Source organism: Marinobacter sp. Hex_13, from assembly GCF_001566815.1.
Lineage (GTDB): Bacteria > Pseudomonadota > Gammaproteobacteria > Pseudomonadales > Oleiphilaceae > Marinobacter > Marinobacter salarius.
The window spans coordinates 14,138-37,106 of record NZ_LSMM01000061.1; the positions used below are offsets into that span (position 1 = coordinate 14,138).

At 53.4% G+C, this 22,969-nt stretch carries 19 protein-coding genes; 9 read left to right on the plus strand and 10 right to left on the minus strand.

Annotated elements, in window-relative coordinates:
• Nucleotides 1–33 precede the first annotated feature (33 nt).
• From AXW11_RS15670 to AXW11_RS15700, 7 genes are all read left to right on the plus strand, one after another.
• Nucleotides 34–2,049 carry an O-antigen ligase family protein gene (locus AXW11_RS15670; protein WP_075195812.1) on the plus strand — a complete coding sequence of 672 codons (2,016 nt, stop codon included), beginning with the start codon at nucleotides 34–36 and terminating at the stop codon, nucleotides 2,047–2,049.
• A gap of 103 nt (nucleotides 2,050–2,152) precedes the next feature.
• Nucleotides 2,153–3,457 carry an O-antigen ligase family protein gene (locus tag AXW11_RS15675; RefSeq protein WP_177190666.1) on the plus strand — a complete coding sequence of 435 codons (1,305 nt, stop codon included), beginning with the start codon at nucleotides 2,153–2,155 and terminating at the stop codon, nucleotides 3,455–3,457.
• Nucleotides 3,458–3,618: 161 nt separating this feature from the next.
• On the plus strand, nucleotides 3,619–4,020 hold the full coding sequence (locus AXW11_RS15680; protein ID WP_041336067.1) for a GtrA family protein: 402 nt from the start codon (nucleotides 3,619–3,621) through the stop codon (nucleotides 4,018–4,020).
• The gene (locus tag AXW11_RS15685) at nucleotides 4,007–5,035 is read left to right on the plus strand and encodes a glycosyltransferase family 2 protein (RefSeq protein ID WP_091644602.1); all 1,029 of its coding nucleotides are present in this window, start codon (nucleotides 4,007–4,009) and stop codon (nucleotides 5,033–5,035) included. Before AXW11_RS15680 ends, AXW11_RS15685 begins: the two co-directional genes overlap by 14 nt.
• Nucleotides 5,036–5,042: 7 nt before the next feature.
• The gene (locus AXW11_RS15690; protein WP_228301454.1) at nucleotides 5,043–6,491 is read left to right on the plus strand and encodes an ArnT family glycosyltransferase; all 1,449 of its coding nucleotides are present in this window, start codon (nucleotides 5,043–5,045) and stop codon (nucleotides 6,489–6,491) included.
• Nucleotides 6,481–7,215, plus strand: a complete 735-nt coding sequence (locus tag AXW11_RS15695) for a response regulator transcription factor (RefSeq protein ID WP_036203478.1) — start codon at nucleotides 6,481–6,483, stop codon at nucleotides 7,213–7,215. The genes AXW11_RS15690 and AXW11_RS15695 overlap by 11 nt, the downstream gene beginning before the upstream one ends.
• Nucleotides 7,212–8,492, plus strand: coding sequence for a sensor histidine kinase (locus AXW11_RS15700; RefSeq protein WP_091644600.1), 1,281 nt, complete (start codon nucleotides 7,212–7,214; stop codon nucleotides 8,490–8,492). The genes AXW11_RS15695 and AXW11_RS15700 overlap by 4 nt, the downstream gene beginning before the upstream one ends.
• Before the next feature lie 18 nt (nucleotides 8,493–8,510).
• Here AXW11_RS15700 and AXW11_RS15705 read toward each other — a convergent pair whose 3' ends face one another.
• From AXW11_RS15705 to AXW11_RS15730, 6 genes are all read right to left on the minus strand, one after another.
• The gene (locus tag AXW11_RS15705; protein ID WP_041336062.1) at nucleotides 8,511–10,505 is read right to left on the minus strand and encodes an LTA synthase family protein; all 1,995 of its coding nucleotides are present in this window, start codon (nucleotides 10,503–10,505) and stop codon (nucleotides 8,511–8,513) included.
• Between the two features lie 131 nt (nucleotides 10,506–10,636).
• A complete protein-coding gene (locus tag AXW11_RS15710; RefSeq protein WP_036203471.1) occupies nucleotides 10,637–11,323 on the minus strand; it encodes a glycosyltransferase family 32 protein in 687 nt (228 codons plus the stop codon).
• Between the two features lie 36 nt (nucleotides 11,324–11,359).
• Complete coding sequence (locus AXW11_RS15715) at nucleotides 11,360–12,115, minus strand: glycosyltransferase family 25 protein (RefSeq protein WP_036203468.1); 756 nt, start codon at nucleotides 12,113–12,115, stop codon at nucleotides 11,360–11,362.
• A gap of 27 nt (nucleotides 12,116–12,142) precedes the next feature.
• Nucleotides 12,143–13,213, minus strand: a complete 1,071-nt coding sequence (locus tag AXW11_RS15720) for a CDP-glycerol--glycerophosphate glycerophosphotransferase (RefSeq protein ID WP_036203465.1) — start codon at nucleotides 13,211–13,213, stop codon at nucleotides 12,143–12,145.
• Nucleotides 13,214–14,332 carry a glycosyltransferase family 4 protein gene (locus tag AXW11_RS15725; protein ID WP_036203462.1) on the minus strand — a complete coding sequence of 373 codons (1,119 nt, stop codon included), beginning with the start codon at nucleotides 14,330–14,332 and terminating at the stop codon, nucleotides 13,214–13,216.
• Entirely contained in the window at nucleotides 14,329–15,045 is a 717-nt protein-coding gene (locus tag AXW11_RS15730) for a 3-deoxy-D-manno-octulosonic acid kinase (RefSeq protein ID WP_041336056.1), read from the minus strand. Before AXW11_RS15730 ends, AXW11_RS15725 begins: the two co-directional genes overlap by 4 nt.
• 155 nt (nucleotides 15,046–15,200) lie before the next feature.
• Here AXW11_RS15730 and AXW11_RS15735 point away from each other — a divergent pair, with 155 nt between their 5' ends.
• A complete protein-coding gene (locus AXW11_RS15735; RefSeq protein WP_075195816.1) occupies nucleotides 15,201–16,229 on the plus strand; it encodes a glycosyltransferase family 9 protein in 1,029 nt (342 codons plus the stop codon).
• A 96-nt stretch (nucleotides 16,230–16,325) separates the two neighbouring features.
• Here AXW11_RS15735 and AXW11_RS15740 read toward each other — a convergent pair whose 3' ends face one another.
• The 3 genes from AXW11_RS15740 to glnE all read right to left on the minus strand — a co-directional run bounded on the left by AXW11_RS15740 (nucleotide 16,326) and on the right by glnE (nucleotide 20,710).
• Nucleotides 16,326–16,730, minus strand: a complete 405-nt coding sequence (locus tag AXW11_RS15740) for a DUF6165 family protein (RefSeq protein ID WP_091644597.1) — start codon at nucleotides 16,728–16,730, stop codon at nucleotides 16,326–16,328.
• Between the two features lie 37 nt (nucleotides 16,731–16,767).
• The gene (locus tag AXW11_RS15745; protein WP_036203452.1) at nucleotides 16,768–17,694 is read right to left on the minus strand and encodes a branched-chain amino acid transaminase; all 927 of its coding nucleotides are present in this window, start codon (nucleotides 17,692–17,694) and stop codon (nucleotides 16,768–16,770) included.
• Between the two features lie 109 nt (nucleotides 17,695–17,803).
• Complete coding sequence (gene glnE, locus AXW11_RS15750; RefSeq protein ID WP_091644594.1) at nucleotides 17,804–20,710, minus strand: bifunctional [glutamate--ammonia ligase]-adenylyl-L-tyrosine phosphorylase/[glutamate--ammonia-ligase] adenylyltransferase; 2,907 nt, start codon at nucleotides 20,708–20,710, stop codon at nucleotides 17,804–17,806.
• 81 nt (nucleotides 20,711–20,791) lie between these two features.
• Here glnE and AXW11_RS15755 point away from each other — a divergent pair, with 81 nt between their 5' ends.
• Nucleotides 20,792–21,970, plus strand: a complete 1,179-nt coding sequence (locus AXW11_RS15755; RefSeq protein WP_091644591.1) for an ion channel — start codon at nucleotides 20,792–20,794, stop codon at nucleotides 21,968–21,970.
• Nucleotide 21,971: 1 nt separating this feature from the next.
• On the opposite strand, the gene AXW11_RS15760 is transcribed toward AXW11_RS15755, so the two are convergent.
• The gene (locus tag AXW11_RS15760) at nucleotides 21,972–22,829 is read right to left on the minus strand and encodes a CYTH domain-containing protein (RefSeq protein WP_041336050.1); all 858 of its coding nucleotides are present in this window, start codon (nucleotides 22,827–22,829) and stop codon (nucleotides 21,972–21,974) included.
• Between the last annotated feature and the right edge of the window lie 140 nt (nucleotides 22,830–22,969).

Here is a 22,969-nt window from a genome sequence, read left to right on the forward strand (position 1 = left end):
GTAAAGGCCTGAAACGTGTCGACTACGGATAGCATGAATATAAGTTCGCGCACCAGCCTTCTTGTTGCACTACTGTTGATGATCGGCCTGGGAGGCGCGCTCGTCTCGTCAAGCGTGCTCTCGGCAGCAACACTGATGCTCTCAGTTATCGGCATCATACTTATAGCACGCCAATCACTCCAGAAAACCGGCTGGGAACCCCCAAGGGAGCTGCGTTTAATCCACTTCGCTTTCTGGTTTTACGTCTCCGTCAGCGCATACTCCTGGGCTGTTGAAGGCTTCGACTATGAAGGCGGAAAAACGCTCGGCACACACGCCCGCTTTATATTGTTCTGGCCGCTCGTTATGGCTCTGAGCCATGCTCGCCTGCGTGCGATCACCGGATTCGCTGCCATCGGATTGATTTCCCTGTCCGTTATCGGTGCATTGATTTATGCGCTGCAGCCAGGTGCAGCAACGCCCACCGGCACTTTGAGTTCACGGTTCGGGGGCGGCATCAACCCAATCAGTTTCGGTAACATTGCACTTCTGGGAGGTATGCTCACCCTGGTAGGCGGGTTGTTTTTCCTGCGCAACGGAAACCGATTCCTGGCGATGGCCTTTATCGCGGGAAGCGTCGCGGCCGTGCTCACGTCCCTACTATCTGAAACCCGCAGCAACCTCCTGGCTCTACCATTTTTGCTTCTCATTGTTATTCCACTGCTTGGCCGAAAGCTCCGGCTGGCTGCTGTCTTGCTTATTCCCATCCTGGTCCTCAGTGCCGTTTTCTCAACGGATCGTACGCTGCAATCAATCGACGCCGCTCTGAATGACCATAGTCTCGATTCGGGAATCGAACTGCGCCTGGAGCTTTGGAATCATGCCTGGGAAATGTTTGTCGAAAATCCCTGGACGGGCGCAGGCCTTGGCGGGTTTAGCCATACCATCAGATCTGCCGTTGACAACGGTAGCGCATCGCCAGCGCTTCTGGATTGCTGCGTTGGTCATGCTCACAACGACCTGATCAACAATGCCGCGACGAGTGGCATTCCCGGCGTCCTAAGCTGGGCATTTCTGATCTTTATTCCTTTGGCGATCTTCAGCCAGCACGTTCGTAGCAAGCATTTCCCCACAGCTCACATTGCTGCGGCCGGTACCATGGTCACGGTGGGCTACTTTTTCTTTGGACTAACGGAAGCCACTTTCAATCGAAGCCTGTTTCTGACCTTCTATCTATTGATCATTTCCGTACTGGCGACCACTCTATTCCATGAATTAAAGGCGTCATACGTTCGCAAGCGCGGATGTCGGGTGTCGACAACCGTAATCACCATGAATGAAGAGGACCACATTGCGGACTGCCTGGTGTCGGCCCGGCAGGTCTCCGACGAAATAATTGTGCTGGACAGTGGCAGTTCTGATCGCACTGTAGAAATTGCACGGCAATACGCCGACATTGTTGAAACCACAGACTGGCCTGGGTTCGGAGTACAAAAACAAAGGGCTCTTGAGAGAGCAACAGGTGACTGGGTGTTATCTCTGGATGCCGACGAGCGGATTACCGAGGAACTGGCCCGCGAAATAAATCATCGTTTGGCCGCCCCGGATGCCGACGCTTATAAGCTCCCCTGGGCCGTTACGATCTATGGCAAAAGACTGGACTTCGGTCGCAGCGGACGCGCCCCTCTACGCCTTTTTCGACGTGAAGGCGTATCCTTTTCGGATGCTTTAGTCCATGAGCGAATTCTTATCCCCGAAGGCCGCAGCATAAAAACACTGCGAGGGCGACTCACCCATTACACCCATCGTGACTTTGGGCACTCCCTGGAAAAGAGCGCAAAATACGCGTGGCTGGGATCCAGGGAAAAGCACCGTCGGGGCAAAAGAACTCGCACCATGCTCTACCCTACCCTAAGGGCGGTCATGACGTTCATACAGGTCTACTTTATCCGTTTTGGTTTTCTCGATGGCTCTGTGGGGTATCTAACGGCGGTCACCTATGCACAGGTGACATTTAATAAATACGCCGGCCTCTGGACATTGAGCCGTAACAAACACCCTGTCGAATAGCTATTTCACATAGTAATAAAGGCAGTACTGATCGAACTTGGCGTCGCCGTCAGCGCAGTTGAGAACCGAGCCGTTGGGTACATTTATAATCAAAGGTGAGACCTTGTCATCCAGACTTGAAAGCATTGTGGCTAGTCAACGCTTCAGCCAACTGATGGTGGCCACTATCATCGGCTTCGTTCTGTTCAAACGATTCTACCGGGATATCGGTGACGTCTTCTTTATGATCACCTTTATTGGCACCTTGTTATCCATTTTCTATAATTTCAAGAAGATAAAAAAAGACCCGATATACATTGCGTTTTTCATCTCCATTGCCATTCCCCTGTTGAGCTGGATCAACAGCATCGTAGCCATCCCTGATCTGGCTATGCCAAAACCGTCCCCGTTCTTCTTCTATAGCTTTTTCATCTTTTGGTTTATCGCCTATTGGACGAGAGGAAATACCAACATAATCGCTGGAATCCTGATCGCTTATTGCTTGAGTGCGCTGGGAATCTTTATCAGCAACTCGAGCGATTTTTTCGGGGAAATATACGCCGGAATCTCCGGTTCCCGTATTGATTTTAATGTAGTTAATGCTCAGCACACCTCGTTATTTTCAGGATTTGGCTTAATTGCATCCATTTTTTTGCTCCTTGCCAGAACGACAGCGTCAAAGCACCTGAAACTACTGAAGTCATCGCTTGCCATCGCTTTCTTCCTGTTTTTCCTACTGATTACCGTGATCACCCAGTCGCGTCAGGTTTGGCTCTCCTTGCTCTTGTGTTTTCTCGCAGCCCCTTTAACCCTGAAACTTTTGCCACAGTCACGTATCTCAACTAAAGCTGTGGTGCTTTCTTATATCGCATTGTTTTTCGTACTGATGGCGCTGTCAACGTCGCAAATCGTCTCCAAAAGGATCGGTGCTGAAACTGACAACATAAAAAATGCGGCAACGTTGGACATAGAATCTATTCCTAACAGTGGCAGTGTCGGAATACGGATTAACCTGTGGATAGAAGCCTGGCAGTGGTTCAAAATGCGGCCTCTACTCGGCAGCGGCGAGAATGCCAGAGAGTTGGTTATCTCCGAATCAGATAATTTTTCAGACGCCATGAAATCCAGTTTCAGCCACCTTCACAACTCCCACATCGAAAGCTTGGTCAGCTTTGGAATAGTCGGAACTGTGTTCATTTATTTTCTGATCTTTTTCCCCGTGATCACGGTTTCAAAGAGCCCCAAAGGCGTCACTGGCAATACGTGGCGTATATTCGCAACAACGACGGCCATATTCTGGATAACCGTGAACTGTTTTGAGTCATTTTTCTTTTCCTGGAATGGCATATATGTCTTTTCGGTGTTCTACGGCATTATTTATAGCTTCCAATTCAAAAAAAATGACCGTCTCCTTACAGGCCCTCCGTAAAATTCGGATCAATCTACGATCCCCTGCTTAAACACCTTTGACATTTTCTTGATGTTTCTACAAAGCTTTTCTGACAGTCCTTCAACTACCATACCGACCTAAACCTGAACTGTGCTCGCATTACAGCGAGCGCTTCCTGTGAAACAGCACTGGAATCAGACATGGTCAACTCCCAGGTATCCCCGGGTATCCGCCAGCAGGTGCTTGGCTTTGCAGCCGCAGGCGGCATCGCAACCGCCATTCATTGGGCGTCGATGGCTGGCCTTGTACTACTTGGACTCTCGCCTTTATACGCAACCGCTATTGGAAGCCTGTGCGGCGCTGTTGCCAATTATTTGTTTCAACGTCAGTTAGCCTTTCCGAATGCAGATACCCATGCAAAGACCGTCGGACGCTATGCGTTGTCCTGTCTGCTTGCCTGGATAACGAATTTCATTCTGTTTTCTTTCTTCCATCAGGGCCTGTCCCTGCCAGTCACCGCTGCCCAGATCGTCACAACGACATTCGGGGCGCTATTGAACTTTGTTGTTTACCAGAGGTTGGTCTTCCATGAGCAGACATAGTGTTCTCCCTACCCGTATTAGCAGTAAACAAGTTCTTTCCATCGTCGTACCCGTCTTCAACGAACGAGCAATGCTGCCCGTTTTTCTGGAACGGGTGCTGCCTATTCTTGATTCCCTCACGGTAGCGACCCAACTGGTTTTCGTTGATGACGGCAGCGAAGACGGGAGCGCCAACTACATCTCCAGTTTTCTGGCGCGTCGCAGTGGTATTCGATTGGTAAAACTGACCCGTAACTTTGGCAAAGAAGCGGCTCTCACTGCCGGCCTGGAACATGCGACCGGTGATGCTGTCGTGGTGATTGATGCGGATCTTCAGGACCCACCAGAACTTATTCCAACCATGGTCGAAGCGTGGCAGTCCGGTTCCGATGTTGTATTGATGCAGAGGCGGTCCAGGCACGGGGAATCTCTGCCCAAGCGCCTGAGCGCTCATCTGTTTTACCGGCTGCTCAATCGAACAAGCAGGACAAATATCCCCGTCGATACCGGAGATTTTCGACTGATGAGCCGCAGGGCAGTCGATGCGCTGATGTCTCTGGGCGAACGCAATCGCTATATGAAGGGGCTTTTTGCGTGGATAGGCATGCCCACCACGGTACTTCCTTATGACCGGGCGCCACGAGCTGCGGGAGTTTCCAAGTGGGACTATCCCAGGTTGATCGGGCTCGCGCTGGAAGGACTGACCTCGTTTTCAACATCACCACTGCGCTGGGCCACTGGCGTGGGCCTGCTTGCAGCATCAATGGGTGCCCTTTTCGGGCTCTGGATCGTCGTCAAGGCTACGTTACTGGGTGACGTCACCAACGGCTATCCATCGCTGGTGGCCATCATTACGTTTCTGGGAGGGATTCAGCTTCTTAGTATTGGCATCGTAGGCGAGTATGTCGGCAAAACCTATGTCGAGACAAAGCAACGCCCGATTTACCTCACAGAAGATGTCATGGAGAGCGTCCAGGCAGGAGCTCGACCCAACACCCTGAATCCGGAGCCATATCGCCATGCTAGCTCGAATTAGCCCCTGGTTGCTTGTCCTGTCCGCCATTTTAGCAAGTCGCTTCATCGGTATGGCCCTGTTTCCATTCGCCGACACGACAGAACCACGGTACGCTGAAATCGCCCGGCTGATGGTAGAAACCGGTGACTGGATCACCCCCTGGTTTGAACCGGGCGTACCGTTCTGGGGCAAACCGCCACTGTCGTTCTGGGCGCAGGCCGCGTCAATCCAGTTGTTCGGGCTCTCCGAATTCGTCATCAGGCTACCCTCCTGGATCGCAACCGTCGGTATCGTCTATCTAACCTGGCACTTCGCTTTACTGCTCTGGGGGAAAACAGTCGCTCGTTGGTCCGCTCTGGTCTTCTCTTCCATGGCCCTGACTTACATCAGTGCCGGAGCGGTGATGACCGACGCCTTTCTGGCGCTTGGCACCACGCTTGCCCTCGTCAGCCTTGGTCTCACCCTGAATGGGAAGTCCACTGCCTGGGGATTCCTTTTCTTCGTAGGCGTGGCCATTGGACTGCTGGCTAAAGGCCCGCTCACCTTGGTTTTGATTGGCGTTCCGATTGGCACCTGGCTGGTTATGACCCGAACAGCGCCCGCAAAGCTTGGCCGGCTCCCCTGGCTCTGGGGGTGTACCTTCACAGCTCTGGTTGTTCTGCCGTGGTATGTGCTTGCCGAGTGGAAAACCCCTGGATTTATCGACTACTTTATTGTTGGCGAACATGTTCGCCGGTTTCTTGACCCGGGATGGGCGGGGGACCTTTACGGTACTGCCCATCTGCAACCCAAAGGTATGATCTGGGTTTTCTGGATCTGGGCCAGTTTTCCCTGGGGTCTTATCGCCATCAGCTGTCTGGCGGTGTCCTGGTTTCGAGGGAAGGGCAAGGATTCGATGCGCGCACTGCGCGACCCAAGACTGCTTTTCGTTTTTCTGGCGACCATGGGCCCGCTGTTATTCTTTACCCCTGCTGGCAACACACTCTGGACCTACGCACTCCCCTCCTTGCCGTTTACTGCCATACTGATCGCTTACTGGCTCACCAGGCTGGATTTGGCCCGCTTCAGTAAGTTTTATTATCCATTGGCAGGAGCCGTTCCAGTGTTGATGACCGTATTTGTCTTGCTGGGAACGCAAGGCGTCTATACGCTGAAAACCGAAAAGCAGCTGGTTCTGGAGTACGAAAAGCTGGCCGATCACGACAGCAGTCCACTCTTGTACCTCAATGATCTGCCGTTCTCTGCAAGGTATTATTCCAGAGGAGCTGCACAAGAAATAACATCGGAGGAACTGTCAGCAACGAAAGCCAATCCTCACTATGCGACCTATTTCGTTGCCATTCCGAAGCAAATCTCCCAGGAATCAGTGGTCACATGGCTTCGAGAGGCCAACACAGAATTACTGAACCGGCGATATCGATTAGTGTCGTTTAATCCAAATATCCATCGTCAGGAATTGTCAAAGAATGACCAATAGATCCTTTAGTTCAATCGACAGCCGACGACTTGGCATCCTGATTGTGGAAGACCAGAAAGACCTGGCGGAAAACCTGTTCGAGTTTCTCGGCGACGACCGCTACACCCTGGACTATGCCGCCGACGGGTTGACCGCACTGCACCTGCTGGCAACTCAGACATACGATGTCATTGTTCTGGACCTGATGCTTCCCGGGGTAGACGGTTTCGAGATCTGTCGCCGTATCCGGCAAGATCTACAATGCCAGAAACCGGTCATCCTTATGACCGCGTTGAGCTCACTCGCAGATAAAGAGAAGGGGTTTAACTGTGGTGCTGACGATTACCTGGTGAAACCATTTGAACTCAAAGAGCTACAGCTCAGAATTGACGCTCTTCACCGGCGCTACACCCCGGTTTTCAAGGGACTTCAGGCCGGAGAGCTTCAGTTTGATCCCGGCACGCTCAGCGTACATTATCGGGGAAAATCGACAGAACTTACCGGTACGCCCGCCAGGCTCTTTGAACTACTGATTCGCGCCTATCCCAGCTTTCTCAGTCATGATGTCCTTTCGGAATCAATCTGGGGTGATGAAAATACAGAAACCGGAGGGAACACGCTGCGTACCCATATCTATGCATTACGCAAGACCCTGGAGAAGGCGTTTGGCGATAGCCTGATAAAAACCGTTCATGGGCGCGGCTATCGTTTAATACTGCCTGACCCAAAGGCCATGCCACAATGAAGCAGCATTCACTGTCCCGCCGCCTGTCCGCCACACTGTTTGGCATTGTTGTCATAACGACAACAGTTTCGATGGTCGCCGTCGAGCTCTTTGTAAACGATGTGGAAGACACTATTCGGGGCCTGGAACTGAAACTTGATGCCGAGTACTTCAAAGAGCAAATTACGGAGTCGAGCTTTCAGAGCTGGAAAACCGGTCGCATTGAAGCGTACTTTCTACCAAGTGGCGCACCAGAATCACTTTTGCCCCAGCACCTTCATGACCGTCCCGTCGGATACTCAGACGAAATCGAGTTTGATGACTGGACGAAAATACTGAACGTTGAAACAACCATCAAACCTCCTGGACGGCTCTACGTGTCGGAGGACATCACGATTATGGAGAACAGGGAAGCGGTGATTCAGATCGTGCTGCTCGTTCTGGCTGCAGGGCTGATGTTTTTGGGGCTTTTCGTTTCAGGTATTGCCTCATCTTATCTGCTAAAGCCGCTACGGGCACTGACTCACGACGTGCAGTCAACAGAGCCCGGGGTTTCGATGCAAAGACTCTCACGCGACTACAGGGATCGCGAATTCGACCAGATCGCCGATGCCTTTAATCGCTTCCTTTCGGCAATGGAGACCGTGGTTGAGCGGGAAAAGTCCTTTGTAAAGCTTGCCAGCCACGAATTTCGAACCCCCCTGGCGGTCATTATGGGCGCTTTAGATGTACTGGAGCAGCGCAAAACGCTCTCGGAAGCCGATCAGAAAACCCTGGGACGAATTCGCAGATCTACCCGCACCATGCGGGAAGACACAGAAATGCTATTGAGAATTGCCCGCGGGGAACAGGATAGGGACAACCCTGCCAACATTGATATCGTAGCAACGACCCGTGAACTGCTTGTCGACCTCAAGGATCTGAACCCTGCATTTAACGGCCGCACAGTACTCCACCCCCAGAAAGATCGCGTTGTCCTACGTTCAGACCCCGCCCTGGTACGGATGATTATCCGCAATCTGGTTCAGAATGCTCTCGGACACACCAACGGCAGCGTCGACATTTTTATAACGGATCACAGGATTCGCATTCAGGACTTTGGCAAAGGTCTTTCAACCTCGGCAATGGAGGCAATATCAACCGTTGTGGCGCCGGAGACCAGAAAACTCCATCAAAGCAGCTTTGGCCTATTGATTGTGCAACTGGCCTGCGAACGCATTCACTGGGGCCTCCAGGTTGAAAAAACAGACTCCGAAGGCACCGTCATTGTCATTGATACGCAGGATCTGCCCCACTGAGTACCTGCAACGCCGTCGCTATGGTTTATTCACGTCAGGGGTATCATACTTTTGCTCACGATAAAGCCATAGTGGCAGTTGGGCAAATGCCAAAGCCCGTTGAAATTCAGCCTGCGACGGCTCGGCATCGGAGTATTCCGTTTTGCCCGACCCGGGGTCGTAGATGCCCTTCAAGGGCGATTGATCCGGCCTGAGAACCAACACCTGATGATCGCCTCCCATCCACGCATAGTTGTCATTGAACTGCATCATAGCGCGCCCGGCTTTTTCCGGGTGCCTGGTGATGTCCCTCCCTACCATCGGATGGTCCGCTTCCATGCCCATCAATGACAGCAATGTCGGCGCCAAATCGATCTGACTGACCATGGTTCTGATACGCTGCGGCGCAATCTTGCCACCGAGAATTAATCCGGGGATGTGGAAGTTTTTGATAGGAACCAGCTCGTCACCCCATACACGAGCATCATGATCTGCCACAATCAAGAAGACGGTATTCTCCCAGTAGTCCTGCTGGCGTGCCGTCGCAATAAATTCGCCCAGGGCATGATCAGCGTACTTTACCGCATTATTGACGGTGTTCTTCTCGCTGTCATAAAGCGAGATCCGCCCATCTGGAAATTCGAAGGGGGTGTGATTGGAAGAGGAGAATACCAATCTGAAAAACGGCTGCCCGGCGGCGTTCAGTTTTCGCAGTTCTTGATCCGCTTTCCGAAACAGATCCTCGTCGCTTACTCCCCAGCTACCTGTGAACGTTGGGCTATCGTAGTCGAGCTGATCGACAATATGCTGAAAGCCATTGCCTGAGAAAAAGCTCCGCATATTGTCGAAATGCGCTTCACCTCCGTAAATAAAACCGGTGTCATAGCCTTTGCGTTCCAAAAGGCCGGCCAGCGTAAAGAAGTTCGACTGCGACAGTGACAGCTTCACCACACTGCGCGATGCGGAGGGTAGAAACCCGGAGATGACGGCCTCAATTCCGCGAACAGAGCGCGTTCCTGTGGCATAAAGGCTCTCAAACCACCACCCGTCATTTTTCAATGCTTCCAATCTGGGCGTAACCGGCCTGCCCCCGAGGGATTCCACAAATGTTGCGCCCAGGCTTTCTTCCAGGACAATCACCAGATTGATGGGCGACGTCCTTTGATAGCTGGGAGTTTGATGATGCAATGTAGGGTAGTTGTCAGACGAAAACTCGTAACCTTCCAGCCAAGGCGCACTTCTAACCTCATCCAACATCACCTCGTCTGTTATTGACCCGTAGGCCTGATTGCTCTCGGTTTCATGCTTTAAGTTGTAGATGGCAAATGCAACAGACCACGTAGAGTTGATGATCAATGAGTTGACCAGCGGATCTGACGTTAGAGCAAACATGGCCGGATTCGCTGGGCGATGGCCGGTTGTCGAACGCACACACATAAATACCGTTACGACCACCAGCGGCCAGATCAACAGTGCTTTTCTATGGCTTGAAGGCCGGGGTGCGCCCAACCACGAGCGTAATGTTCTCCAAAAAACGGCCACACCAGCAACGGTAAGCCCGAGGCTGAGGAATACCGTGGACTTGTAGCCGGTCCACAGCATGGAAAACACTTCCCGGGGATACTTTAAATACTCGATAAAAAGCCGGTTAGGCCGAACATCGTACTGGTTGATAAAGGCAGGAGTGACTAGCTCCATAAAAATGATCAGCGCGATGACCAGAATTGCCCAGGAGAACGTCAGCTTTTTCCACAGAGCCCAGTTAAATCGGTTCCCTAAAATGGGAAGAACCAACAGCATCGGCGCCACAGCCATCCCCGCGAGAATCAAATCAACTCTCAGCCCATGTAAGAATATACTTGGGAACACGCCTGACTCGGACACTCGGTCGAACTGCCATAGAACAAGCAAACAGCGCGATAGACTACCGACAAGCAGAACAGAACAAAAAACAACCAACAAAGGAAAATAAGCACCCGCCCTCGTAACAAAGTGGCATTTGGGCTTGGCACTACCAGAACGTTCTACGGGCATTGGAATGCAATCCTCGTACTTAAAAGGCTGAATTTTTAAGCGGGAGGTTATTGCATTCGGGGTGGAAGCAGTGTCAGGAAAATGTCAAAGAAATATCAAAAAGTAGAGCGACCTGAGACCCGAAGGTTAAGTCAGGATCGACCGCGAAAAAAGTATTTCTGCCAGGTATAAAGTCGCCCCCAAAAACCAAGATGCTTCGATTTCAAAAAAACAAGTCCGGGAGCGCGCCCCCAACTATGCTGAAACCAGTGGATTAAATAGCTGTTGTCTGGAGCGACGAAGTTCATTGGTTCCTGTTGATAGCCATAGAAGTATTCAACGGGATAGAGCTTGCAACGCTCAAGCTCTTGCAGTCCCTTGTCGACCAGTAAGCTGGTCAGTATTTGGGGGCCAATGTACAACGGCGATTCCCATATCGCACTTTCATAAAAATCAATCAGTGCTGCCAGAATTCTGGAATTCTTTTCGGCATATATCGACGCCGTTCCAAGAAAATCCTGATTCTCATAACCAACGGAAAACTGAAGGCCGGAAAAAAGCGGAAACGGATCTTTTCGGATGGTCACGTCGGTATCAAGGTATAGGCCACCATCACGCTGAAGGACCTTCAACCTTAGGTAGTCGGATACGAATGCGTACAGCTTTTTCTGGTAGCACACCTTTGCGAAGGCACAGGAGTCAACCCATTCGTTTATCGCCTGGTCAGACTCTGTCCAAAGCCTGTAGTGGTAGCCCTGCTTTGACCAGTCATCAATACAGGCATGGGCCAATGGTGGCATTCGACTCCCCAACCAAATGGCATGTATTGTTTCATTCATCACCCGAAAGCCCTATTCGAATCCCCATATTACCTTCTATTTCAACCAAAATTTTCTATTGTAAACATACCGTTGAATCCGCTCACCCAGAGTAAACAACTCCCTGAGGATTGTGACAACAATAGCTCTACGCTGCGTTTTTTCCGTGTAACCGATCATCGATTCAAACTGATGATCGTGATAGACAAAGCCCGGCTCAACGCCACAACACAACACCTTATTTGACCAGTATCGGTCCATATAGATATCAACCGACAGAAAAACCGGCCTCAGCGATTCGATAAACTTTTCTGCGGCGCCTGGGGTCAGGTAATACCCCATGGTGCTCATAGGCCCTTTGGTATAGCGAAGCAATCGAAGTCCTTTCAATTGAGCGTACTCAAATGCCTTGTGATTTCGTGTTTTGTTTTCAAACAGCCTGACGCACCCCGCCTCTTGAGGTAATTCAGGAATATTCTTCAAAAAGATCTTGAACAATCCCTCGTCAAATATGACATCGTCTTCCAGAATTACCAGATTCTGATTTTCCTGAAGACACTTTTGCCAAATTCTGTAATGGCTGGCAAAACAGCCAAGCTGTCCCTGACTTAAAGGAGCTCCTTTCACCCTCAGTCTTTTTTTCTCGTCGTAGAACGGCTCAATGGGGTTTGGATCGCGCTGGCCATCTACCCCCCAAAAGAATTCAAAGGGAATTCCGGCACTGTCCAGAAGGGACTTAATGCGGGCTTGCCGGGCTTTTGCCCGTTCCAACGTGAGCACGATGACTTTGGCTGGGCAGATCCCATCCGGCATAGATTCTATCCCTTTGAAGTACAGGTATCAGTACTCGGCCGACTTCCTCAGCTCACGCTTGAGGCGCCGGCGCACTTTGATTTTTCGAAGGATATTCAACGGCTTTCCCCTGAGCTCTCCCTTCTCACCGGTAAGGAACTCATCGACCGCATCGATCACGCGAGCACTGGACTTGCCGTCACGAAAACCATGCAGTTCATCGCACAGGGCCCTTGCCGCAGACATCAGTTCAGGGGGCCGACCCAATGCTGTTTCCAGCGCTTGCTCAACCCGATCAGGCGAGTTGACGTCAATCAGATATGGACCCGGCATTTTTGTGTTGAGCGTCACCACCGGACGGTCCAGAAACATAAACTCGAACATGATGGAGGATGTGTCGCATAACATCACGTCCGCCTCTGGCAGTATCGGCAGCAAGTCTTCATGGCTCTCGACAAAACGCAGGTTTGGCCCTGCAAGCGCCCGGTACTGATCGGTAATTGCCGGATCCATTTTGGGGTGCAATGTGACGATAAACTGCCAGCGATCATTTTGAGACAGATTTGCGATAGTGCTCAACAACTGGGGAGCTGCAGTCACGGAACGACTGAACGTGGATGCAAAAAATACGACGGGCCGCTCGCCCTCATTCCGTAGACGTTCACCGGTATGCCGGTTATCGAACAGGGGGTCCAACTTGGGCCAGCCGGTTTTGGCAACCGAAAAATACTTATACTGCTGTGCCAACTCGCCAAATTTTTTGGTGTCTTTGCTCGCGTGAGTACAGTAGAGGTCAAAAAAGCCACGAATCCGGTAGTGATCACTTTCGTCCTCGCTGCTATGCCCCCTTTTGTTTCGAGCGAGGCCGTGAAATACCTCAACTTTGATTCCGGGAAAGAAATACGGCACCCAGTCACCAGGGGCAAAAGTCGCACAGGCATCGTATTCCATCACGCCCTTCACAGTTGTCAGGCGGTGCTCATCCGGTAACAGCGGCGCCGCAGAGCAGCCTGCTACAAACCAGGCGGCGTCATCGCCCCGTTTGCGTATTTCTTCCTGTAAAGGCCGCAGAATGGAATACGAGTACGGCTGATTAACAAACAAAAGATAACGACGCATTCAGAACCTGCCCGTCAAAGCGTTATAAAGCTCGCCGGTCTGCTGTACAGTTTGCGAGGTATGAAAATCAGCAGCTATCCGCTCTCGGGCTGCAAGCCCCAACTGGCGCAACAAGCTGCCATCTCGATACAGGCGCTCAAGGGCACTCGCGAGGGCCTGAGAGTGATCAGGAGCCACCACCAACCCGCTGGCTCCATCCTCAACAAGTTCAGGCATGCCACCAACACTTGTCACCACCGGCGCAACTCCATAGGCCATCGCTTCAATCACAGCCCGAGGCAGCCCCTCTCGCTCCGTGGAGGGCAATACAAAGACATTGCTGGCTGCCGCAATGGCCGGCGCATCCCTGCGAAAACCAGTAAAGTGAATTCGAGCAGAACGATTAGTGGACTCCGCCTGAGCTCGCAGATCCTTGTTCTCAGCCATATCGCCCACCAGAATCAGGTGCGCTTCAATGTCATCAGGCAACTTGCAGAATGCGTCAATAAGAACGTCGTAGCCCTTGCGAGGGGAGTTACGACCAGTACAACAAACCACAAAGGCGCCCTCGGGTATACCAAACTCCCCCAGATCAGCTGGCTCAGCCTGGTACCACCCGAGGTCATGGCCCTTGTAGATCCGCTGGAGCTTCGAATCTGGAATACGCATCCACAAAAACTTCAGGCTCGACAGGTAATCTTTAATTGCATCGGCGACGCACACAATTTTACTGACCCGGGGATGCAGAAACGTTATCCAGGATTCGGGGTTCAAAAAACTGATGTTCCCGATCACACCTCGATAGGCCACGATCCTTATGTCCGTGCCTTTCGAGGCAGTCAGGCCACAGGCCAGGGCCCGAGGATTGTACGCGTGTATGACCTCGTAATCTTTCTTCTTCAACTGCTCGCGGATAGCCGCGATGCCTACCTTGTCGAAGCGATCTTCCAGCGCCATCGGTTGAGCGACCATGCCCTCATCCACAAGGCGCTGATAATTTTGCCCTTTCGGATTACACATTACATCCACATCATACCCGGCTTTTTTAAGGCCAATGAATAGCTCGGTTTCCGGGCGATCACATGCGTCAGTCAGACAAAGGACAGCTGGTAGCGGCCCGTTTTTTTGCGTATTACTCAAGCCTCTTGACTCCCGTTATAGCCATTCATTAAAAAATACCAGACGCGCTCCTGAGTTTTCGCGCCAGCCAGTTTCCGAAGAGACCGGGCGAAGCGCTCAAGGTTGGCAGATTTCCAACCCGCAGACGCCGGTGACTGGACAATCCGCCCCTTATCAAAATCAATCAAAAAGAACTCATCCCCTCGCACCAGAACGTTAAAACAATTCAGGTCTGCGTGTTTTACTCCAGCATCGTGGAACCGGCGCAAATTCACGCCGAGATTCCTCCATCCGTTATCATCCAGCGATCCTATCAGGTCAGCTAGTGGCGCGGTGTTGTCAATTCGCTCAATAATAATCGATGCTTGATAATGTAACGGCGACATTCTTCGATACCATGCTGCCACCGGTTTGGGTACAGGCAGCTCCAACTCTGTCAACCAGTTGAGCAGGCGAAACTCGGCAAAGGATCGGACATGCTGTTCCCCCAGAAACACATAAGATGACCTAGAGAGCCTTGTCATCAATCCGCCACGCAGGTATTTCCGCAGCACAACCTGATGGCCGTCGGCATCGACAAACCATGCGCCACCACGTCCTCCGCTACTGACTGGACGTGCCAGTTTTCCCCAGTATTCAGGACTGAACCAAGCCTCTGACACCTGGCCGAGATAATCCGGATGGAGAAGGCAGGCTGAGTGGTTGTCCCGGACGCAAATTTCAGACTCAGCCATGCTCACCCTAATACAAACCAATAACCAAAGAGACGAACCGCTGGTCGCCCTGAGACGATAACCAGCGAGTAGGTTAGAATACGCAGCAGTTTATCAATGAATCACGCCAAAGCTCTACATACATGTTTTCTGAACCTGAAACGGACCGTAACTTGATTAACTCCATCTGTATATTGCGCCTGTCCGCCATTGGCGACGTCACCCATGTCATTCCCGTGGTATTGAGCCTTCAGGAACAGGTGCCCGGCATTAAAATCACCTGGGTAATCGGCAAGATTGAAGCAAAGCTGATTGGCGACCTGCCGGGTGTCGAGTTTGTCGTTTTCGACAAGAAAGCCGGTCGAAAAGGTTATGCGGACTTGCATAACACCCTGAAAAACCGAAAATTTGACGCCTTGCTGCATATGCAGGTGGCCTTCAGGGCCAATCTGGCGGCGGCGATGATTCCGGCAAAGGTGAAAGTAGGGTACGACCGTGCCCGTAGCAAGGACCTTCACAGCCTGTTTATAAACCGGAAAATCGCTCCGGCAGCGCAACAGCACGTGCGGGACTGCCTGGCAAGCTTCCTGGAGCCACTTGGCCTGGAACCCGCCGCACCAAAATGGGTCATTCCATTGGCCTCCGAAGATCATGAGTTCGCCAGGCAGCACCTCGCAACGGACCGCAGGAACCTCGTGATCAGCCCCTGTGCCAGCCACACCCTTCGCAACTGGCCTGCCGAGCGCTATGCCCAGCTGGCTGATCACGCCATCCGCACTCACGGCATGAAGGTGATTCTGGTGGGCAGCCCCGCCCCCTTTGAAGCGGAGTTTTGCACAGACATCGAAAACGCTATGGCGGAACAAGCGCACAACATCTGTGGCAAGGATACACTGAAACAGCTCACCGCTCTGTTGGAACGCGCCGATCTGGTCGTCGCACCGGATACCGGGCCGGCCCACATTGCCAGTTCAATGGGCACCGATGTGCTGGGTATTTTCGCGGCCAGCAATCCCAATCGTTCCGGCCCTTACAACTCGCTGCAATGGTGCGTGAATCGATATCCGGAAGCGTTGAAGCGGTTTACCGGAAAAACCGTTGAGCAGGCTCGCTGGGGCGCCAAGGCGGAATTCGAGGGGGCGATGGAACTGGTGACGGTGGAGGACGTGACGGAGATGCTGGATCAGTGGGTTGCCCAGCACTGATGCCGAGCCACTGTCTACGGCTCTCTCGGGCCTTCTCTTTAACCCTCTCCCGCGATGGGAGAGGGTATGACAATCCAGGCGAATGAAAGCACCGCTTTACTTGCGGGCGGTGTAATCCTGATAGGACTTTTCTTCCACAAATCGTGAACCCAGGGCCAGGTTCACGTCCTTCTTGATAGCGGCGCGCTTGTCGTTGGTGACATAGACGGCACGAGCCAGTTCAATAAACTTTGCGCCGAAATCCTGAGCAGCTTCCTGATCACGAATGTCGTCTTCGATTTCCCAGAGCGCCTCGTTCACTTCTTTAAGCTGCTTGCGCAGATCTGCGATGGCTGCCTGATCCTGAACGGCCTCGTTCCAGGTGGCGCTCAGTTCGTCCAGCTCGAGCCGAACATTTTTGACCTTTTCCGCGTCTGCAATGCGTTCAGACTTGATCTCCAGAATGGTGATCTTGTCCAGCACTTCGCCGAAGGAGACCGGCACTTTGATAACGTCCGCCATTTGCTCTTCCTGCAGGTGTTGTTAGTGGACCACGGCGTTAGCCGTTAACCGCTGTCAGCCAGTGTGAATGCGCAGGACTCTTGCCCTTCACAGCATCGAAATACATACCCTGCAACTTCTCGGTCAGCGGGCCGCGCTTGCCAGCGCCGATCAAACGGCCATCCAGCTCACGGATCGGCAGCACTTCTGCAGCGGTGCCAGTAAAGAAGGCTTCGTCCGCAATATAGACCTCATCCCGGGTGATACGACGCTCTTTCACCGGAATGTTCAGCTCTTTCGCGAAATCCAGGATGGTCTGGCGGGTGATGCCTTCCAGGCAGGACGTCAGTTCCGGTGTATGGAGCACGCCATCACGCATAATGAAGATATTCTCGCCGGAACCTTCAGCCACGTAGCCTTCGTTGTCCAGCAACAGGGCTTCTTCGCAGCCACTGGCAATGGCTTCATTCAGGGCCAGCATGGAGTTGATGTAATTACCGTTGGCCTTGGCCTTACACATGGTGATGTTGACGTGATGCCGCGTGTAGGAGGAGGTCCGGACCTTGATGCCCAACTCCTTCGCTTCCGGTGACATGTAGGATGGCCAACTCCAGGCGGCGACCATGACATGAACCTTGAGGTTGTCTGCGCGCAGCCCCATACCTTCAGAGCCGAGAAACACCATTGGGCGCAGGTAGGCTTCGTCCAGATTGTTTTCACGCACTGCGGCGATTTGGGCCGCATTCAACTCGTCCTTGCTGAACGGCATGGTCATGTTGAGGATATGGGCGGAGCGGAAAAGACGATTGGTGTGATCTTCCAGGCGAAAAATCGCAGCACCCTTTTCAGTGCTGTAGGCGCGAACACCCTCGAAGCAACCCAGGCCGTAGTGTAGGGTGTGGGTCAGCACGTGAGTTTTGGCTTCCCGCCAGGGAACCATTTCACCATCCAGCCAGATCAGGCCATCGCGATCAGCCATCGACATTGTTTCTGCTCCTAAAGCACTCTATTCGGGAAACCGGCATTCTAGCAGGAAAACTCGGGGTTACGAAGGGGCGCAATCACTCCTCCATCACTCCTCCATCACTTCTCAATCACCCCAACATAACCCGATTCCACATACTTTGGATGTAATCACGCTCTTCGGGAAACGCGTCACCCGCCACCTGGCTGTTCAGGTTCTGCAGTGCCCGCCGGTGTATGGTGGAGCGCAGGGTGATAAACGTTTCCCTGAGTTTTTCAGTGTCTTCCACCGGCAAAACCTCCACCCGGCCCAGCTCCTCCATCTGGCGAATATTATCGGACCACTGCGTCAATTCCGGATGCTCGGAACAACAGGCCAGCATCAGGTACTGCACCATGAACTCGATATCGATAATGCCGCCATAGTCGTGTTTGATATGGAAAACCTCTGGCACCTTACCTTCGATCTGCGGGGTGCCCAGGGCGGTGCGCATTTTCTCGCGCATGCTGACCACTTCTTCTTTTAGCTTGCCCTGGTCCCTTTGCTGGCACAGGATGTCGGCGCGCAGCTTTTCAAACGCTTCCAACGTTTCCCGGCAGCCTGCCACACCACGAGCACGGGCCAGCGCTTGGTGCTCCCAGGTCCAGGCGTCCTTACGCTGGTACTTCTCAAAAGCAGACAGGGTACTGACCAGCAACCCCGAACTCCCCGATGGTCGCAGGCGCATATCCACTTCGTAGAGTTGGCCAGACGGCGTCTGGGTGTTGAGAATGTGTACGATGCGCTGCCCGAGCCGAGTGTAGAAAACGGCGTTATCGATGGGCTTGTCACCATCCGTTGACTGTTCCGGATCGGCATTGTGGATAAAGACCAGGTCGAGGTCCGAGGTATAGCCAAGTTCGATACCGCCCAGCTTGCCGTAGCCAACGACGGCGAAATCGGTGTCACAGGCAGAACCATCCTTGCGCCGGGGGTAACCATGGCGACTGACCAGATTCGCGAACGCCACGTCGACTACATGGTCCAGCACCACTTCGGCAATCCACGTCAGGTAGTCACTGACCTTCATTAACGGCAGGGTTTCCCGTATTTCCGAGGCGGCCACCCGCAATATGTGAGCCTTTTTGAAGTGTCGCAGAGTTTCCATCTGCTCCTCGAGATCTTCGTAGGGAATCCGCAGCATTTGCTGGCGCAGGTCATCCTGGAGCTCGGTTTTTGCGGGCGGACTGTACAGGCTCTCTGCGTTCAGCAGCTCGTCGAGCAGCAAGGGCGTTTCCGCCAGTTGGCTTGCGATCCAGGGACTCTCACTGCATAGGCGGACCAGTTGGGTCCTGGCTCCCGGATTCTCCAGCAGCAACACCATGTAGGCGGTTCTGCGCAGGATCGCCTCTACCAGTTGGAGAACCCGCGCCAGCGTCTGGGACGGCCCCTCCACGTGAGTAAGCGCTTCCAACAGTACCGGCATGAATTTGTTCAACCGCTGCCGACCTTGAGTCTGCAACGTTTGCAGGGTGCGGGTCCCACGCAGGTCGCTGAGGGCGGAATAGCTGCCTTCGGCGTCCTCAAAACCATGCTCATCGAGCCAGACGGTCGCCGCCTCCTCGTCCATTTCACCCAGCCAAAGTTCCTGCCAGCCGTCATCAAGCGACGCCACCTCGTGCTCTTCATCTTCGATGGCGATGATATCCGCAAAATGCGTGGCCACCCGTCCGCGATGCTTCTCCAGTTCCGCAATGCAGGCCGCCCAATCATCAAACCCCATGATCAGCGCTACACGAGCTCGGGACAGATCGTCTTCCGGCAGCAGTTGGGTTTGCTTGTCTTCCATGCCCTGAAGGGCATGTTCAAGATTGCGAAGGAACACATAGGCCTCCTTCAGCTCCTTCACCACTGCTGACGGCAGCAGCTCCAGCTCTTCCAGCTCTTTCAGGATCACCAGAAGTTCCCGTTGCTGTAATTCCCGCTCCCGGCCGCCCCGGATTAACTGGAAAGCCTGCACCACGAATTCAATCTCACGGATACCTCCGTTGCCGAGCTTGATATTATTTTCCAGCCCCTTACGGCGCACTTCCCGGCTGATCATGGACTTCATGGCACGCAGGGACTCAAACGCACTGAAGTCGATGTATTTGCGATAGACGAAAGGTTTCAAGCTATCCATCAGGACTTGTCCCGCTTGCTGATCACCAGCCACAACCCGCGCCTTTACCATCGCATAGCGCTCCCAGTCCCGCCCCTGGTCCTGGTAATAGGTTTCCAGCGCAGCAAAACTCAACGCCAGCGCCCCACTCTGGCCATAGGGGCGCAGGCGCATATCCACGCGGAACACAAAGCCGTCTGCGGTGATCTGGTCCAGCGCCTGGATCAGCCTCTGGCCCAGGCGGATAAAAAACTGCTGGTTATCAATGGATCGGCGCCCGCCACGAGTTTCGCCCTTCCCCGGGAACGCGAAGATGAGATCAATATCAGAAGAGACGTTAAGCTCGTGCCCCCCCAACTTCCCCATACCCAGAACAATCAGGGGTTGCGGGCCTTCCTTACCCGTCGCAGGATTAACTCCCCACGGCGTTCCAGATTGTTCGCAAGTGTCTTCGTACAACCAGTCCAGGGCACCCTGGATACAGGTATCGGCGAAATCACTTGTGGCCGCCATGGTTTCAGCAAGATCGGCCCACCGCATCAAATCCCGCCAGATAATCCGGAACTGTATTTCCGTCCGGAATCGCCGCAACGCCGACTGTAGACTGCCTTCATCAACCACTTCTGAAAGAAACTCCTGCCAGCGCTGAAGCAGGTAATCCGAGGTTGTGGGCTCAGCCAGGGGGCGGGACTGACATAGCGCCGCGACCTGCTCCGGATGGCGCTCAAGGGTGCGCCTGACAAACAGGCTGCGCGCGACGGCCTGGGCTACATCCTCGTCGGAAACACCGCCCTGAGCGCCCAAAAAACTGGGCACTCCCTCGGGAAACACCGAAGACCAGACACCACCAACCTCATCTGCCAGACTCTTCGGTAAGGAGCGCCAAGGCTCGGACATAATGCAAACCCCTGTGTCTCTGTTATATTTCCCGTACTGTATAACGAACGCTCCCCCGACTGAACCGTTGTAAGGAAACCGATGCAGAGGAATCGCCGGCGGCTGAACCCGGAACACCAGCTTTCTCACTTGCCCATGTCTGGCATTATCCGGTCACGCATCAAGCGGCTTTTTACCATTCTTGGCGGGCTGTTGATCACCCAGGTGGTGATCATCTGGGCGGCCGAGGACCTCACACTCTTCGAGTCTGCGTGGATGACCATGACAACGCTGGTTACCGTGGGCTACGGTGATTTTGCGCCGCAAACCATCATCGGACGGCTCAGCACCGTTTTCCTGATGTTCATTGCCGCCATCACGCTGCTGACGCTTATCGTCAGTGATTACATAGAATACCGGTTCTACCGCCGGGAACGCATTTTAACCGGACGTTGGATATACGCCATGAAAGACCACATCGTTATCATCAACACACCGCAAACAGGGGGGGAGCAGTATTTTTCCCGCTTTGCCTCCCAGATGCGGGCCGTCCCCGGCTATGAAACCGTCCCCATCATCATACTGACCAGCCAGTTTCCGAACGGGCTTCCGCCCGAACTGGCAGACAACGGACTGGTTCACTTCCATGGCTCCGGTAGCGACCCGGAAGCTCTCAAGGCAGTGCACGCTGGTGCGGCCCGACATATTATCGTGCTGGCCGCCGACGAATCCGACCCGACCTCCGACAGCCTGACTTTTGATATCGCCCACAGGCTGAGTGAGTCCAACCTTGGCCAGAAAGTCACGGTGGAGTGCGTACGGGATGAAAATCGGGATCGCTTTACTTCTGCGGGTGTCCGTACCGTTATCCGACCGGTTCGAACCTATCCGGAGATCATGGTGCGCTCGGTCATCGCACCGGGGTCAGAGAAAGTCCTTGAGGACTTGTTCAATTATCAACACGACCACCCCCACCGCTACGAAATTGAACTGGACGACCTGAATTGGGCGGATATCGTCAGCGCGCTGATTCGGCATGGCATCGGCACCGCACTCGCCTATATTGACGACAACAACGAAGTCGTTTGCCACCCGCCCACCGATAAGGAAATTGAAGGCAAGGGCCTGATCGTTCTTGTGAAGTCCAGTGAGACCCCGGACGTGGAAGTGGTGAAAGAAGCCCTGTCCCATTATCGCGACTTCATTAACAAATGGCACAACCTTCAAAAACAGGCCACTCAAGAGGACAGCAACGTCTCCAAAGCGGCCGATCAGCCGTAAACTATGCCGCTGCTATGGCCAGTTGCAACTGGCCAAGTTCCTTGCTGCTTGCCATATCGCCAATAGCGTTTCCCTCAGCCAGCGAACGGAACACACGCTGGTAAAGCTCCCCGACGCCGCGCTCGCCGGCCATCCGAGCTATCGCTCGAAAATCGTCTCCATTCACGGGAGCGGACTGCCCCGTAAGCCATGACACGCTGAGGAGAAAGAGGAATTCATTCACGGACAACTCAGCATTTTGCTCTGCTTTCGAAACCGGGTGATAGAGCCCCGCAAGGTAGTACCCCTGCTCCGCCTTGCTGACAAGGTTCAGAAACACCGGCACTTCATCCGCCAGACGTCGCGCCCACGCCAGTAACAACGAGGCATCTCCGGCCTTAAGCTCAAATTCAACTTCACTGAGCGGGCGGGACTGCCCATCTGCCACGATTTCCCCGGAATCAATGGCTACTTCAACCAGGCTCTCCCCTTGCTCGATCATAACCACACGACGCTGAAAGTTGGTCTCAAAGACAGGCTGCAGTCTGGCAAGGTTCACGCTCTGCCCCACAGGGGTGTCCGCGATGAGTCCCATATTGAGCGTGGTACCGATCAGCGGCCACTCCCACTCCTGGCGACGATGAGCACCATCAACGAACTCACCGCGGGTTTTCAGGGTCTGGATGTGCCTGTCACCCAACTTCCGGATTCGCAGGGCAATCTTCTGGCGGTTGAGATCCCCATCGGGCGTGTCGTAGTAGGTGTTCCCCAATTGCAGGGTCCCGGACTCATAAGTGTTTGGCTGCCCCAATAGCCAGTCAACGACTCGATCCAGATCAGGCTGCGCCACGCTGAGTTTGATTTCCAGTTCCTGAGCCATCCGCCCTCCTGCCGTGTGAATTCTGATTTCAGCATAATCGAGTAGGAGGGGGAGTCACCTCCCCCGTCCTCTCACACCACCGTACATACGGTTCCGTATACGGCGGTTCATGGCTGACTCTGAAGCCGGGCCATCGTATC

What these genes read in the sequence shown, in the direction of transcription:
- AXW11_RS15695 (WP_036203478.1), top strand. Translation starts at nt 6,481, where the DNA reads ATGACCAATAGATCCTTTAGTTCAATCGACAGCCGACGACTTGGCATC.
- AXW11_RS15670 (WP_075195812.1), top strand. Translation starts at nt 34, where the DNA reads ATGAATATAAGTTCGCGCACCAGCCTTCTTGTTGCACTACTGTTGATG.
- AXW11_RS15685 (WP_091644602.1), top strand. Translation starts at nt 4,007, where the DNA reads ATGAGCAGACATAGTGTTCTCCCTACCCGTATTAGCAGTAAACAAGTT.
- AXW11_RS15730 (WP_041336056.1), bottom strand. Translation starts at nt 15,045, where the DNA reads ATGGCTGAGTCTGAAATTTGCGTCCGGGACAACCACTCAGCCTGCCTT.
- AXW11_RS15705 (WP_041336062.1), bottom strand. Translation starts at nt 10,505, where the DNA reads ATGCCCGTAGAACGTTCTGGTAGTGCCAAGCCCAAATGCCACTTTGTT.
- AXW11_RS15760 (WP_041336050.1), bottom strand. Translation starts at nt 22,829, where the DNA reads ATGGCTCAGGAACTGGAAATCAAACTCAGCGTGGCGCAGCCTGATCTG.
- AXW11_RS15745 (WP_036203452.1), bottom strand. Translation starts at nt 17,694, where the DNA reads ATGTCGATGGCTGATCGCGATGGCCTGATCTGGCTGGATGGTGAAATG.
- AXW11_RS15740 (WP_091644597.1), bottom strand. Translation starts at nt 16,730, where the DNA reads ATGGCGGACGTTATCAAAGTGCCGGTCTCCTTCGGCGAAGTGCTGGAC.
- glnE (WP_091644594.1), bottom strand. Translation starts at nt 20,710, where the DNA reads ATGTCCGAGCCTTGGCGCTCCTTACCGAAGAGTCTGGCAGATGAGGTT.
- AXW11_RS15720 (WP_036203465.1), bottom strand. Translation starts at nt 13,213, where the DNA reads ATGCGTCGTTATCTTTTGTTTGTTAATCAGCCGTACTCGTATTCCATT.
- AXW11_RS15680 (WP_041336067.1), top strand. Translation starts at nt 3,619, where the DNA reads ATGGTCAACTCCCAGGTATCCCCGGGTATCCGCCAGCAGGTGCTTGGC.
- AXW11_RS15710 (WP_036203471.1), bottom strand. Translation starts at nt 11,323, where the DNA reads ATGAATGAAACAATACATGCCATTTGGTTGGGGAGTCGAATGCCACCA.
- AXW11_RS15755 (WP_091644591.1), top strand. Translation starts at nt 20,792, where the DNA reads ATGCAGAGGAATCGCCGGCGGCTGAACCCGGAACACCAGCTTTCTCAC.
- AXW11_RS15715 (WP_036203468.1), bottom strand. Translation starts at nt 12,115, where the DNA reads ATGCCGGATGGGATCTGCCCAGCCAAAGTCATCGTGCTCACGTTGGAA.
- AXW11_RS15700 (WP_091644600.1), top strand. Translation starts at nt 7,212, where the DNA reads ATGAAGCAGCATTCACTGTCCCGCCGCCTGTCCGCCACACTGTTTGGC.